Source organism: Pseudomonas sp. AP3_22 TE3818 (assembly GCF_053628995.1).
The window spans coordinates 4,070,124-4,083,232 of sequence record NZ_JBRJHL010000001.1 but is presented as its reverse complement, the minus strand read 5'-3'; the positions used below and the strand labels follow the sequence as shown (position 1 = coordinate 4,083,232).

Here is a 13,109-nt window from a genome sequence, read left to right as displayed (position 1 = left end):
TCAGAACTTGTCCGGGAATTGCTTGACCAACGCGCCGGTCAACGCATCGGCCAGGGCCAGGATGTGCGTGCGCATCATCGCCCAGGTACGGGCTTCACCGGCGTAATCGTGCGCGGCAAACTCATCGATCTGGGCAATGTGGTGACCGCCATGGGCCGACAGCATGTTGACCAGTGTGGCTTCAGGCAGATTGGGGTTGGCGCCGGCCAGGAACGCCGCAATCGCCTTGGCATTGCTGGTCAACTCGGTGACGGCGGCCTGCTTGCCCTTGGCGTCCTTGGCCACGGTGGCGTCGCTGTAGTGTTTCACCGCGCCCCAATGGCCGGCAAGCAGCTTGAGCAATTGATCCGCCGCCGGTTGGCCGTAGAGCGGGGCGATGCTGTTGGCGATCTTGGTAGCGTTGTCGACCACCTGATCGGCCGCGACCTTGGCTTGTTTCTGGTCGGCGGATTGATTGGCCAATGCGTAGTTTCTGATCCAGAAAATGTGCTCGACCCAAAGGTCACGCAGGGCCAGGCGCGTGGTCAGCGCGGGGCTGTCGGCAACGGCGGGTGAAGCGGCAGGCGTCTGGCTCCAGACCGGTTGCGCACAGAAAGCCAGCAGGAGCAAAGCCAGGGTTTTGATATTCATGACGGCACCCTCTGAGAGTGGGAACGTTCGACAATATCAATATAGGCATATAAATATGTTTTTATTGGCTGGAAGCGAACTCTCAGATGAATGGCCATAGCCTGTTGCCGGAAGCGACTGGGGGCATAGGGAGGCTTTTTGTGGCGAGGGGGCTTGCCCCCGTTCGGCTGCGCAGCAGTCGTAAAACAGCTACATGCGGTTAACCTGAATACGCATCGTCTGGATTCGGGACTACTTCGTAGTCCAACGGGGGCAAGCCCCCTCGCCACAAGGACCGGTGTTGCCGTTACAGCCCATCCCCCAGCGCCTTCAAGTACTCAGGGCTTTCGCTGATCGAGTTATGCCCCGTCCCCGGTATCACCTGCAATGACGCCACGCCTTTGGTGAAATGACTCAACAAACGCTCGGTGCTCGAACGCGGAATCACTTCGTCATGCTCGGCCGCTATCAAGACCGTCGGTACGGTGATGCGGGCGGCGAACTGCCAGGACGGGTATTTGTCCTTCAGCAACCAGCGCACCGGAAACCAGCGAAACTGACGGACGGCCAGCCCTTCGAGGCTGTTGTAGGGCGTGATCAATACCAGGCGCGCGGCCGGGCGCTGGCTGGCAAGGCGCACGGCGACACCCGACCCCAGGCTGCGTCCGACCACCGCCACGTGCGGATGGCTGGCATACACCCGGTCGAACAAGGTCAAGGCGTCGCGGGCAATGGCCTCTTCGGAAGGCGAGCCGGAGCTGCCGCCAAAGCCACGGTAATGCAGCAGATACAGCGCGTAATCAGGGAACGCCTGGGTGAACCCGGGCAAGTTGCGCGAGACATCTTCGGCATTGCCGCCAAAGTAGATCAGCGCATTCGGGCCTTCGTGAGGCCGGATGGACACCAGCACCCGTGCGTCGGCGACGGGCAGGGTGAGCAGCGTCCCGGCTGCCCCGACGGCGCGCGGTTGCGGGTAATAGATCAGCGCCCGCTGAAACACGAACAGCGCCACGCACAGCGCCAGGTACAACGCAGCGACGATGACGACGAGTAACACCAGGGTGCGCGACATTCGACTAACGTTAGTGGGCGGCATTGACGGCTCGGGGTTTGAAAGTGGCAGGCGCCGCAGGGCCTTGTGAGTGTAGTCAATCGACCCTTGGCGCGGGTTTTCCGCCGTGTCGGTGTCACAGGCCGAACCCGAACGACTGGTGAGAAGCGTTTTATGAGCCATCCTGAGGGTTACACCCGTAGAGAAATACTCACGCTGGCTGCCGGTGCTTCGGCGGTCTTCACGTTCGGTCCGGCGGGTGCGCAACCCGCGCCGTCGACGGGAACAGGAGGCAAGACCATGCAGACTCGCGCCATTCCTTCCAGCAACGAGTCCTTGCCGATCGTAGGCTTGGGCACTTACCGCGGATTCGACGTCGAGCCTTCGCAACCGGCCTACAAGGACTTGCCCGCGGTACTGGATGCGTTGTTCGACAAGGGTGGCAAGCTAATCGACAGCTCGCCGATGTACGGTCGCGCCGAACAGACCACCGGCGAACTGCTGTCGATCCATGAACCGCGCTCGCCGGCGTTCCTGGCCACCAAGGTGTGGACCCGCGGGCGCGAGGAAGGCATCGCGCAGATGGAACAATCCTTCGCCCTGTTGCAGACCGACCGGATCGACCTGATGCAGATCCACAACCTGCTGGACTGGCAGACGCACTTGCCGACCCTGCACCACTGGAAAGAACAAGGGCGCATCCGCTACATCGGCATCACCCATTACACGGCGTCGGCCTACGACGAAGTGGAAGCGGTACTCAAGGCCGAGCCGCTGGATTTCCTGCAGATCAACTACGCCCTGGATGATCGCGGTGCCGAGAAACGCTTGCTGCCGTTGTGCCGCGAACGGGGCGTGGCGGTGATCTGCAATCGGCCGTTCGGCGGTGGTAGCCTGCTGGCCAGACTGAAAGACAAACCGCTGCCAGGCTGGGCGGCACAAGTCGGGGTCAAGAGCTGGGCGCAACTGGCACTGAAGTTCCTGTTGTCGCATTCGGCGGTGACCTGCGTGATTCCGGGCACCGGCAACCCGCGCTACATGGCGCAGAATGCCTGGGCCGGTTTCGGCCCGACGCTGACCGATGCCCAGCGTCAGCAGCTGATTGCGCTGGTGGACTAGCGCAGCCCGGCGAGTCCCGCAACCTCTCCTATACTGTCCGCGTCCATGCCGTTGAAAGCGCATTCGTTGCCCTGACGGCGTCCCTGTCCATCACTGCAAGGAGATCGAACATGGCTATCCGCATTGGCGACGAAGCACCGGATTTCACCGCCGAAACCACCGAAGGCACGCTCAATTTTCACCAATGGATCGGCGACGGGTGGGCCATCCTGTTTTCCCACCCCAAGGATTTCACCCCGGTGTGCACCACTGAACTGGGCTACCTGGCCAAACTCAAGCCCGAATTCGACAAGCGCAACACCAAGGTCATCGGCCTCAGCGTCGACCCGGTCAGTGACCACAACCGTTGGGTCGGCGACATCGCCGAGACTCAGGGCTGCGCGGTCAACTATCCGCTGATCGGCGATGAAAACCTGGTGGTGGCCAAGCTTTACGACATGATCCACCCCAATGCCAGCGGCGGCGCGCGCACGGCGGTGGACAACGCCACGGTGCGCTCGGTGTTCATCGTCGGCCCGGACAAAAAGGTCAAGGCCATGCTGATCTACCCGATGAGCGCCGGGCGCAATTTCGATGAAGTGCTGCGCTTGCTCGACTCTCTGCAACTGAATGCCAAGCATACCGTTGCCACGCCGGTGAACTGGCGGCCGGGTGAGGATGTGATCATCCCGACTTCGGTGTCTGACGAAGACGCGAAGAAGAAATACCCGGATGGCTTCACGACACTGAAGCCGTATCTGCGGACGGTGGCTCAGCCGAAGTAACCTCGGCAGCCCTGAAACCGCCTTCGCGAGCAAGCCCGCTCCCACAGGGATCTCCGGTGAACACGAGATCCCCTGTGGGAGCGGGCTTGCCCGCGAAGGGGCCGGCCCTGCTGGCCCAGGACTTCAAACCAGATACTTGCGAAACCACCCCAACGTCCGCTCCCACGCCAGCTTCGCCGCCGCCTCGTCATAACGCGGCGTCGAGTCGTTGTGGAAACCATGATTGCAGCCCGGATAAATGTAGGCCTCATAGGTCTTGCCCCCGGCCTTCAACGCTTTCTCGTAGGCCGGCCAGCCCTCGTTGATCCGCGTATCCAGTTCGCCGTAGTGCAGCATCACCGGTGCCTTGATCCGGGGCACTTCCTCGGCCGTTGGCTGACGGCCATAAAACGACACGGCGGCGCCCAGTTCCGGATAGGCCACGGCGGCGGCGTTGGTCACGCCACCGCCGTAGCAGAACCCGGTGATGCCGACTTTTCCGGTGGCGGCAGGGTGTTTCATCATCCACTCGACGGCGGCGAAAAAGTCGTTCATCAGCTTTTCCGGGTCGACCGTGGCCTGAAGTTCGCGGCCCTTGTCGTCATTGCCGGGATAACCGCCGACTGAGGTCAGGCCGTCCGGGGCCAGGGCGATGAAGCCGGCCTTGGCGACACGCCGGGCCACGTCTTCGATGTACGGGTTGAGCCCGCGGTTTTCATGCACGACCACCACCGCCGGCACCTTGCCGGTGGCCTTGGCCGGGCGCACCAGATAAGCCCGTACCTGGCCATGGCCCTTGGGCGAAGGGTAGGTGACGTACTCGGCCATGATGTCCGGGTCGGTGAACTCGACTTGCTCGGCCAGCGCGTAGTTGGGGCTTAGCGCCGCGAGCAGGGCACCGGCGGTCAAACCGCCAAAGGTGAACAACGCTGCGCGGTCGAGAAACTCCCGGCGATTGATCTTGCCGTGGGCGTAGTAGTCGTAGAGTTCCAGCAGTTCCGGGGCGAAGTCTTTGGCTGTCAGGCGGGTCATCGGTGCAACTCCTCTCGGCTGGTTGAACGCGGACCCTGTGGGAGCGGGCTTGCTCGCGAAAGCGGTGTGTCAGATACATGGATGTTGGATGTGCCACCGCATTCGCGAGCAAGCCCGCTCCCACAGGGATCCAGGGTGATGCCAAAACCTCATTTCACGCACTGCGCCCCGGCCTTCGCCACCTGCGCATCCTGCTCGGGCTTGACGCCTGACACCCCGACAGCCCCAATCACCTGGCCCTCGAAAACAATCGGCACGCCACCCTCAAGCGAAGTCAGCAGCGGTGCTGACAGAAAAGCGTAGCGCCCGGCGTTGACCATGTCCTCATAGCTTTTCGATTCGCGCCGTCCCAGGGCCGAGGTGCGGGCCTTTTCGGTGGCGATGTACGCACTGCTCGGTGCGCAACCGTCGAGGCGTTCGAGGGCCAGCGGGTGGCCGCCGTCATCGACCACCACTATGGTCACGGCCCATTGATTGGCCTGTGCCTCGGCACGGGCGGCTTTGATGATCTGCTGGACTTCGGTCTGGCTCAGCACGGCTTTGCGGTTCATGGGCATCTCCGGGATTCGGTTAAGGCAGGGCGGCTTCGACCAGTTCGATCCAGTGCCGCACCGGGGTCCGGCCCGCGCCGTCGAGGTGCGACTGGCAGCCGATGTTGGCCGTGACGATGACCTCGGGATGGCCGCTTTCCAGGGCATTGAGCTTGTTGTCGCGCAGTTGTCGCGACAGCTCGGGCTGGGTCAGCGAATAGGTGCCCGCCGAGCCGCAGCACAGGTGCCCGTCGGGCACGGACGTCAGGTTGAAACCGAGTCCGGTCAGCAGCGCTTCCACGGCGCCACCGAGTTTCTGCCCGTGCTGCAAGGTGCAAGGACAATGGAAGGCCAGGCGCTGCGAGGCGTGGATCCCGAGTTTTTCCAGCGGCTCGTCGCGCAACACCTCCACCAGGTCCCGGGCCAGTTCGCTGACCTTTTTCGCTTTTTCGGCATAGGCCGGGTCGCTGGCGAGCAGATGGCCGTAGTCCTTGATGAAGGCGCCGCAACCGCTGGCGGTCTGCACAATCGCCTCGGCGCCTTTTTCGATGCCCGGCCACCACGCGTCGATGTTGCGCCGGGCGCGATCGAGGCCGGCGGCCTGGGCGTCCAGGTGGTAGTCCACGGCGCCGCAGCAACCGGCTTCGCGGGTCGCGATGACGCTGATCCCCAACCGGTCCAGCACCCGCGCCGCCGCGGCATTGGTGTTGGGCGACAGGCCGGGCTGCACGCAGCCTTCGAGCATCAGCACCTGACGCTCGCGCAGGGTCATGGGCCGTGGCTTGGCCGGGTAGACACGGCGCGGTAACTTGCTTTGCAGGGTGCCGGGCAGCAGCGCACGGAACATCTGGCCGCCATTGACCAGGCTCTTGAACAGGTCCGGATGCGGCACGGTATGGCGCAACCCCTCGCGCAACAGGCGCTGCCCGAGCGGACGCGGCACCGCCGCATCGACCACCGCGCGACCGATGTCCAGCAGGTTGTGGTAATCGACGCCCGATGGGCAGGTGGTTTCGCAGTTGCGGCACGACAGGCAGCGATCCAGGTGTTGCTGGGTCTTTTGCGTGACGTCGTTGCCTTCCAGCACCTGCTTGATCAGGTAGATGCGGCCCCGCGGTCCGTCCAGTTCATCGCCGAGCAATTGATAGGTCGGGCAGGTGGCATTGCAGAAGCCACAGTGCACGCAGGTGCGCAGGATGCTTTCGGCTTCTGCGGCGCGGGGCAGATGGCGGGCGCTTTCACTCAGGGTCGTCTGCATGGTTCAAAGCTCCGCGTACAGGCGTCCGGGGTTGAAGATGCCCCGTGGATCGAGTTGTTGTTTGAGGTTGCGGTGATAGCGCATCAGGGCCTGGGGCAGCGGCTGGAACGGGGTGTCGGTGAGGCCGTGGCTGAAGCAGGTGACATGGCCGCCGACTTCGTCGACGACCTGGCGGATGAACGCCGCTTCGGCATCGGATTTCAACCAGCGCTGGGCGCCGCCCCAGTCGATCAACTGGCGCCCCGGCAGCGACAGGCGCGGTGTGTTGTGCGGCAGTGACAGGCGCCAAAGCGGCTGGTCTTCATCGAAGAAACTCAAGCGCTGTTCGTTGAGATCTTCCCACCAGGAAGCGTCCAGCCGTTCGCCACCGAGGCGCTCGTGGGCCGCCGCCACCGAACCTTCACCGCCCTCGAGCCGCAGGTGCAGGCGTGTACCGTCGTGACAGGCCGCGCTGATCGGCAACGGTTGCTGGCCCCATTGCGCCAGGCGCAGCAAGGCGCGTTCAGGGTCCATTTCCAGGCTGATACTCAGGACTTTCCGGGGTTTTGGCAGCACTTTGAGCGAGACTTCGGTGATCAGCCCGAGGCAGCCGTAACTGCCGGTCATCAGGCGTGACAGGTCGTAGCCGGCGACGTTTTTCATCACCTCGCCACCGAAGCGCAACAGTTTGCCTTGACCGGTGATGACCCGCGTGCCGAGGACGAAATCGCGCACCGAACCGGACCAAGGGCGCCGTGGGCCGGACAGTCCGCAGGCGATCATGCCGCCGACCGTGGCGCCGTCGCCAAAGGACGGCGGCTCGCAGGGCAGCATCTGTTGTGCGGCATCCAGCGCCTGCGCCAGTTCCGACAGCGGCGTGCCGCAACGGGCGGTGACCACCAGTTCGGTCGGGTCGTAACTGACGATGCCCCGGTGCGCGCGGGTATCGAGAATTTCCCCGGCCGTGGTGCGGCCAAGAAAACCTTTGCTGTTGGAACCCTGGATGCGCAACGGCGTAGCGTTTTCCAGCGCCTGATTGACCTGTTCCAGGAGCATTTGGCTGTCATCGAAATCTGCAGGGCCGTGCATCAGAAACGCTCCAGCTCGGGGAAGGGCAATTGACCGCCATGTATATGCATGGCGCCGAATTCGGCGCAGCGGTGCAGGGTCGGAATGTTCTTGCCGGGGTTGAGCAGGCCGCTCGGGTCGAAAGCGGCTTTGATGGCATGGAACAGGGTCAGCTCATCGTTGTTGAATTGCGCGCACATCTGGTTGATCTTCTCGCGACCCACGCCGTGCTCACCGGTGATGCTGCCGCCGACCTTCACGCACAGCTCCAGAATCTTGCCGCCCAGGTTTTCCGCGCGCTCCAGTTCACCGGGTTGATTGGCGTCGAACAGAATCAACGGATGCATGTTGCCGTCGCCGGCGTGGAATACGTTGGCCACCCGCAGGCCGTATTCGTTCGAGAGTTCGGCGATGGCGTGCAGCACGCCGGGCAGTTCGCGACGGGGGATGGTCCCGTCCATGCAGTAGTAATCCGGCGAGAGGCGGCCCACCGCCGGGAAGGCGTTCTTGCGCCCGGCCCAGAAACGTACGCGCTCGGCTTCGTCCTTCGCCTGGCGCACCTCGGTCGCACCGGCCTGTTGCAGGACCTGGCGCACCCGGTCGCAGTCATCCGAGACATCGGCTTCAACACCATCGAGCTCGCACAGCAGAATGGCCTGGGCCTCCACCGGATAACCGGCGTGGATGAAGTCCTCGGCGGCGCGGATGGCCAGGTTGTCCATCATTTCCAGGCCACCGGGGATGATGCCGGCGGCAATGATGTCGCCGACGGCGCGCCCGGCTTTTTCCACGGAGTCGAACGCCGCCAGCAATACCTTGGCGGTCTGCGGTTTGGGCAGCAGCTTGACCGTGACCTCGGTGATCACCCCGAGCAGGCCTTCGGAGCCGGTGAACAGTGCCAGCAGATCGAAACCGGGGGCGTCGAGGGCATTGGAGCCCAGGCTCAAATGCTCGCCGTCGACCGTGAGGATGTCGACCTTGAGCACGTTGTGCACGGTCAGGCCGTACTTCAGGCAGTGCACGCCACCGGCATTTTCCGCGACGTTGCCGCCGATGGAGCAGGCAATTTGCGAGGATGGATCCGGCGCGTAATACAGGCCGAACGGTGCCGCCGCCTGGGAAATCGCCAGATTTCGCACACCCGGCTGAACCTGCGCGGTACGGGCGGCGGGGTCGATGCCCAGGATGTTGTTGAAGCGCGCCATCACCAGCAGCACGCCTTTCTCGAGGGGCAGCGCACCGCCGGACAAACCGGTGCCGGCGCCACGGGCGACGACCGGGACGTGCAGCTCATGACAGACGCGCAGCACCCCTTGCACTTCATCGATGTGCCGGGGCAGCACCACCAGCATCGGCGTGGTGCGATAGGCCGACAGTCCGTCGCATTCGTAGGGCTTGAGTTCCTCTTGCTGATGCAGGATTTCCAGGCCCGGCAAGCGGCTCTGCAGGGCCTGCAACAGTGCCTGTCTGTCGACGTCGGGCAAGGCGCCGTCAACGCGTTCATCGTAGAGAATGTTCATGGGATCACGATTCTCGCTGGAGACCTGCGACCTTCATCATTGGCCTGATACGGCCGGCTGTCCATGGGATGTTTGTCCGCACGACGGACCATTCATTCAATAAAAACCACTCGCCCATGTGGGAGCGGGCTTGCTCGCGAAGGCAGTGTGTCAGACGGTAATGTCTTCGACTGACACTCCCTCTTCGCGAGCAAGCCCGCTCCCACAGTTCGATTTAATGCCCGCCCACCACCATATGGCTGAACGGCGCGACGTAGGCCTGCAACGTCACCAGCCCGCCGACCAGAATCGCCAGCACAATCGAGTGGAAGAACACGTAGCGCAGGATTTCCCCTTCATGGCCGTACCAGCGGGTGGCGGTGGAGGCGACCACGATCGACTGGGCGTCGACCATCTTGCCCATGACCCCGCCGGAACTGTTGGCGGCGGCCATCAACACCGGGCTGATACCCAGTTGCTCGGATGTCACCCGTTGCAGGCCGCCGAACAGCACGTTGGATGCGGTGTCCGAGCCGGTCAGCGCCACGCCGAGCCAGCCCAGCAGGGTGCCGAACATCGGGTAGAAAATGCCCGTCGCGGCGAAGGCCAGGCCCATGGTCGCATCCAGGCCGGAGTAGCGTGTGAGGAAGCCCAGCGCGAGCATCGCGGCAATGGTGATCAGCGAGTAACGCACCACCCACAGGGTGCGCAGGTACTGGCGAATCAATTGCGGGATCGAGTACCCCATCAGCAAACCGCCGACAATCGCCGCCAGCAGAATGCCGCTGCCGGTGGCGGTGAACCAGGTGAACTTGTACACCGCCTCTTCGGTTTTCGGCGCCGGCACCACGGGCGGGACTTTTTCGACTTGCAGGTGCAGGGTGGTGAAGGTCACGACCGGCGCGAACACCGGGTTCGCCTCGCGCATCGGCTTGCCCTGCGGATCGAGCTTGGCGGCACTGGTTTGCGGGTCGATGGCCGGGCGGGTGTCGAAGGTGTTCTTGAAGCCTTGCGTACCCCAGATGAACACGAAGATCGTCAGGATGATCCACGGCATCCACGCCCGCATCACCGCCGGTTTCGCCTCGTTGGCGAAGGTGGCGGTCGGTACGGGCTTTTCGTCGTGCTCGGCGTCGATCTTCGAGTTGTCAACCCGGCCGGACAGGGCGGCGGAGGTGTGCACGGTGGCCGGTTTCCAGACCCTGAGGAAGCCGGTCAGGCAGGCCATGGAAATCAGCGCGGCGATCACATCCACCAGCATGGGCCCGTGATAGTTCGACACGAGGAACTGCGGAACGGCAAAACTGACCCCGGCCACCAGGATCGCCGGCCAGATCTCCAGCATCTTGCGCCAGCCGGCGAAGGCCCAGATCAGCCAGAAAGGCACCAGCACCGAGAAGAAGGGCAACTGCCGGCCGACCATCATCGACAGCTCCATCTCATCCAGCCCGGTGACCTTGGCCAGGGTGATGATCGGCGTGCCGAGGGCGCCGAATGCCACCGGCGCGGTGTTGGCGATCAGCGCCAGCCCCGAGGCGGCAAGCGGCGAAAAGCCGAGCCCGATGAGAATCGCCCCGGTCACTGCCACCGGCGTACCGAAACCGGCCGCGCCTTCGAAAAACGCACCGAAGCAGAAGGCGATCAGGAGCAATTGCAGGCGCCGGTCATCGGTGATGCGCGCCAGGGAGTCTTGCAGCACCTTGAACGAACCGTTTTCGGTGGTCAGGCGGTGCAGGAAGATGATGTTCAACACGATCCAGCCAATCGGCAGCAGACCGTTGGCTGCACCGAACAGCGCCGCGGAACCGGCCATGTTCGCTGGCATGCCGAAGGCGAAGATCGCGATCAGCAAGGCCGAGGCCAGGGCGAGCAACGCCGCCAGGTGCGCCTTGACATGAAAAAACGCGAGGGACGCCAGCATCACCACCACCGGCACAGCCGCCATGAGCGTTGAAAGCACCGGGTTACCGAACGGATCGTAGACTTGCTGCCAGACCATGTTCCACCTCTGCTTTTTATTGTTGGACGTGCAGATCCCCTGGGGGGAGGTGGCCTTGAGTATAGGTGGCATTGCGCCGCTGTCAGGCCAGGCCCTCCGGTCCATCGGGGCGGCGCAGTTCCGGGGCCTGAGCTAGCATGGCCAGTAGGGTTTGAATTCAGTCAGGGGAGGAATGCAGTCATGACCGAGCGCCATATAGAACACAAGGAGACGCTATCGAACGGATGCAAAATCAAAGTCACCGCCGAGATATTGAAAGACGGTTCGTTGGGCATGTTTATCGGTGTCTACAAGCCGGACGGCACGGTCATCGACGAAAACCACGACCCACGCCCGCACATGCTGGACATGGAGGCGGCCATGGATTGGGGAATCGATATTGCGAGGGGCACTGGCAATAGCCAGCGAACGTTGTGAGCGGTCCCCGTCCGTGCCTGGGTGACCGACGGTCGCTGTCAGAACCCGAACGAACGGGCCGAGGCTTTTGCCAGCTCGACATCCAGCAAATGCTCGGCCAACACGTCATTCAAAAAGCGGAACTGGTCATTGAGCCCGACCACTTCATTGCTGAAGTGATGATCGGCTGAGGGGATCAGCAACGCTTCGAACTTCTCGTCGAACAGCAGAGTCAACTCTTTACGTGACTCGAATTTCTGCGCGTAGAAATTCTTGCCGAACAGCGGAAAACGCACGGCGAGGGAGACGGTGTGCATCATGATGTTTGCTCCTCGCTCAGGACGTACCAGGCAAACACACTCAATGTGAACGCCGTCAGGGCCAGGCAGGTCAGCAGATGGATCAGCATGAGGTTTCCCTCCGATTCGGGATGTCGTGTTGGCTTGGGATCGATCCTACGCTGACGGCGTTCAAGCGGAAGGCAATCGCGGCGATGGTGAATATCGACGCCAGTGATGGTGCAATTTGCACTGCCTGCTCTGGCCCCTTCGCGGGCAAGCCCGCTCCCACAATGTTTTGTGCTTGCCACATGATCCGGGCACGACACGCAACCTGTGGGAGCGGGCTTGCCCGCGAAGAGGCCCTCAAAAATGCCGCAGGTTGTCGGCCATGCACATGTCGCGACCTATACTTGAATCATGGTTTTCGAGTGCTGGACATCCCGCCCGGTGCACACTTCAGGAAGCCGCCATCTTGAACCTGCGTTCGCTGATCATTGCCGTGCTGGTGGTGTTGGCAGGGTGCGCCACGCCGCCCCGTGCGCCGGTGGAAGTGGCGCCGGTCATCGTTCCCGCCAGCACCTGGCAGCAGGTGGACCGGGAGATCGTCGCCGCGTCCCAGTCGGCCACCGAGCAGACCCGAATCTACGCCCGTGGCGCCATGGAATACTGGCGTACACGGGTCTATGAACTGACCGAAGAGAATTTCATTCCGTGGTTCAGCAGCTACTGGACCCAGGAATGGCTGTCGATGAAAGTCAGCTGGTACACCATCAGCGCCAAGGGTGAGCAGGATGCCTCGGCCAAGCGCCTGGCGGCGTACCTGCTCGAGGCCTATCAGGAGAAGGTCCTGGCCCCGGTGGCGGCGGAAATCGATCCCGACGCGATTCTTGGCCTGGCAGCGGCATTCTACGTCGACATCCTCAAGGAAGAACTGCAGAAAATCTCCACCCGCCACGGCGTGCCGATGGCCCAGCTCAACGGGCGCATCCAGAAAATCCCGGCCATTGCCCTCGGGCCACCGCCGGCACGGGACGCCTCGTTGTACCAGGTCGTGCACACCGAATCATTGACCACATTGCCGGCCTACGCCGCGTTGCTCGACAAAATCCACAAGGCCGGCGGTGACAAGGGGGTGGGCTCGACCGACACCGCGATGGCGCCGGTGGCCAAGCGCGCCAGTCAGCGCATGGAAGCCGAGATGGCCCCGCGCGGGGCCGCCAGTGCCGTGGCCGCCGCCGCCGGGAAACTCGCCGGCGGATTGATCACCGTCGGAGTGGCGGGCATTCGCGCAATCATTCAGGCCAATGACAGGCCGGACAGCGAGGCGCTGATCCGCAGCAGTCTGGGCAACACCTTCGACAAGGCCTGGATCAAGCTGGTGCAGAACCCGACCACCGGCGTCATGGCCGGCACGCTTTACATGGCGAAGCAGATTGAAGGGAATCTGGGCGGCGGCGCACAACCGCCGGTCGGTTTGAGTGCCGGCACTGTCGATTGGACGCCGGCGCAACCGACTACTCAGCAGAACACCCCATGACCCAAGGA

General features: G+C 63.1%; 13 protein-coding genes. 4 read left to right on the top strand and 9 right to left on the bottom strand.

The genetic code is table 11. The annotated features are described in order from the left end of the window. Both AB7M25_RS18365 and AB7M25_RS18360 read right to left on the bottom strand, forming a co-directional pair. Nucleotides 1-630: a hypothetical protein gene (locus AB7M25_RS18365; protein ID WP_429387731.1), complete on the bottom strand. Its 630-nt coding sequence runs from the start codon at nt 628-630 to the stop codon at nt 1-3. A gap of 286 nt (nt 631-916) precedes the next feature. After that, a complete protein-coding gene (locus AB7M25_RS18360) occupies nt 917-1,705 on the bottom strand; it encodes an alpha/beta hydrolase (RefSeq protein ID WP_454237791.1) in 789 nt (262 codons plus the stop codon). 129 nt (nt 1,706-1,834) lie between these two features. On the opposite strand from AB7M25_RS18360, the gene AB7M25_RS18355 reads away from it, so the two are divergent. Both AB7M25_RS18355 and AB7M25_RS18350 read left to right on the top strand, forming a co-directional pair. Beyond that, nucleotides 1,835-2,779 (top strand): aldo/keto reductase, encoded by a 945-nt coding sequence (locus AB7M25_RS18355; RefSeq protein ID WP_454237790.1) that lies wholly within the window; start codon nt 1,835-1,837, stop codon nt 2,777-2,779. 110 nt (nt 2,780-2,889) lie between these two features. After that, the gene (locus tag AB7M25_RS18350) at nt 2,890-3,543 is read left to right on the top strand and encodes a peroxiredoxin (RefSeq protein WP_429387726.1); all 654 of its coding nucleotides are present in this window, start codon (nt 2,890-2,892) and stop codon (nt 3,541-3,543) included. 123 nt (nt 3,544-3,666) lie between these two features. Here AB7M25_RS18350 and yghX read toward each other — a convergent pair whose 3' ends face one another. From yghX to AB7M25_RS18320, 6 genes are all read right to left on the bottom strand, one after another. Next, a complete protein-coding gene (gene yghX, locus AB7M25_RS18345; protein ID WP_429519254.1) occupies nt 3,667-4,554 on the bottom strand; it encodes a YghX family hydrolase in 888 nt (295 codons plus the stop codon). Nucleotides 4,555-4,703: 149 nt separating this feature from the next. Further along, nucleotides 4,704-5,105: a heme-binding protein gene (locus tag AB7M25_RS18340; RefSeq protein ID WP_429387723.1), complete on the bottom strand. Its 402-nt coding sequence runs from the start codon at nt 5,103-5,105 to the stop codon at nt 4,704-4,706. 19 nt (nt 5,106-5,124) lie between these two features. Next, nucleotides 5,125-6,342: a glycolate oxidase subunit GlcF gene (gene glcF / locus AB7M25_RS18335; protein ID WP_454237789.1), complete on the bottom strand. Its 1,218-nt coding sequence runs from the start codon at nt 6,340-6,342 to the stop codon at nt 5,125-5,127. A gap of 3 nt (nt 6,343-6,345) precedes the next feature. Continuing rightward, nucleotides 6,346-7,410, bottom strand: a complete 1,065-nt coding sequence (glcE, locus tag AB7M25_RS18330) for a glycolate oxidase subunit GlcE (RefSeq protein WP_454237788.1) — start codon at nt 7,408-7,410, stop codon at nt 6,346-6,348. Then, nucleotides 7,410-8,909, bottom strand: coding sequence for a glycolate oxidase subunit GlcD (gene glcD / locus AB7M25_RS18325; RefSeq protein WP_429519256.1), 1,500 nt, complete (start codon nt 8,907-8,909; stop codon nt 7,410-7,412). The genes glcE and glcD overlap by 1 nt, the downstream gene beginning before the upstream one ends. 214 nt (nt 8,910-9,123) lie before the next feature. Further along, the gene (locus AB7M25_RS18320) at nt 9,124-10,887 is read right to left on the bottom strand and encodes an L-lactate permease (RefSeq protein WP_429387716.1); all 1,764 of its coding nucleotides are present in this window, start codon (nt 10,885-10,887) and stop codon (nt 9,124-9,126) included. 180 nt (nt 10,888-11,067) lie between these two features. On the opposite strand from AB7M25_RS18320, the gene AB7M25_RS18315 reads away from it, so the two are divergent. Then, complete coding sequence (locus AB7M25_RS18315) at nt 11,068-11,304, top strand: hypothetical protein (RefSeq protein WP_429387715.1); 237 nt, start codon at nt 11,068-11,070, stop codon at nt 11,302-11,304. A 38-nt stretch (nt 11,305-11,342) separates the two neighbouring features. Here AB7M25_RS18315 and AB7M25_RS18310 read toward each other — a convergent pair whose 3' ends face one another. Continuing rightward, nucleotides 11,343-11,603 carry a hypothetical protein gene (locus tag AB7M25_RS18310; RefSeq protein ID WP_429387712.1) on the bottom strand — a complete coding sequence of 87 codons (261 nt, stop codon included), beginning with the start codon at nt 11,601-11,603 and terminating at the stop codon, nt 11,343-11,345. A gap of 433 nt (nt 11,604-12,036) precedes the next feature. Between AB7M25_RS18310 and AB7M25_RS18305 the strand changes: the two genes are divergently transcribed. Then, the gene (locus AB7M25_RS18305) at nt 12,037-13,101 is read left to right on the top strand and encodes a hypothetical protein (protein WP_429387711.1); all 1,065 of its coding nucleotides are present in this window, start codon (nt 12,037-12,039) and stop codon (nt 13,099-13,101) included. Nucleotides 13,102-13,109 lie beyond the last annotated feature (8 nt).

Coding starts and splice junctions, on each gene's coding strand:
- AB7M25_RS18365 (WP_429387731.1), bottom strand. CDS start 630: ATGAATATCAAAACCCTGGCTTTGCTCCTGCTGGCTTTCTGTGCGCAA.
- AB7M25_RS18360 (WP_454237791.1), bottom strand. CDS start 1,705: ATGCCGCCCACTAACGTTAGTCGAATGTCGCGCACCCTGGTGTTACTC.
- AB7M25_RS18355 (WP_454237790.1), top strand. CDS start 1,835: ATGAGCCATCCTGAGGGTTACACCCGTAGAGAAATACTCACGCTGGCT.
- AB7M25_RS18350 (WP_429387726.1), top strand. CDS start 2,890: ATGGCTATCCGCATTGGCGACGAAGCACCGGATTTCACCGCCGAAACC.
- yghX (WP_429519254.1), bottom strand. CDS start 4,554: ATGACCCGCCTGACAGCCAAAGACTTCGCCCCGGAACTGCTGGAACTC.
- AB7M25_RS18340 (WP_429387723.1), bottom strand. CDS start 5,105: ATGAACCGCAAAGCCGTGCTGAGCCAGACCGAAGTCCAGCAGATCATC.
- glcF (WP_454237789.1), bottom strand. CDS start 6,342: ATGCAGACGACCCTGAGTGAAAGCGCCCGCCATCTGCCCCGCGCCGCA.
- glcE (WP_454237788.1), bottom strand. CDS start 7,410: ATGCACGGCCCTGCAGATTTCGATGACAGCCAAATGCTCCTGGAACAG.
- glcD (WP_429519256.1), bottom strand. CDS start 8,909: ATGAACATTCTCTACGATGAACGCGTTGACGGCGCCTTGCCCGACGTC.
- AB7M25_RS18320 (WP_429387716.1), bottom strand. CDS start 10,887: ATGGTCTGGCAGCAAGTCTACGATCCGTTCGGTAACCCGGTGCTTTCA.
- AB7M25_RS18315 (WP_429387715.1), top strand. CDS start 11,068: ATGACCGAGCGCCATATAGAACACAAGGAGACGCTATCGAACGGATGC.
- AB7M25_RS18310 (WP_429387712.1), bottom strand. CDS start 11,603: ATGATGCACACCGTCTCCCTCGCCGTGCGTTTTCCGCTGTTCGGCAAG.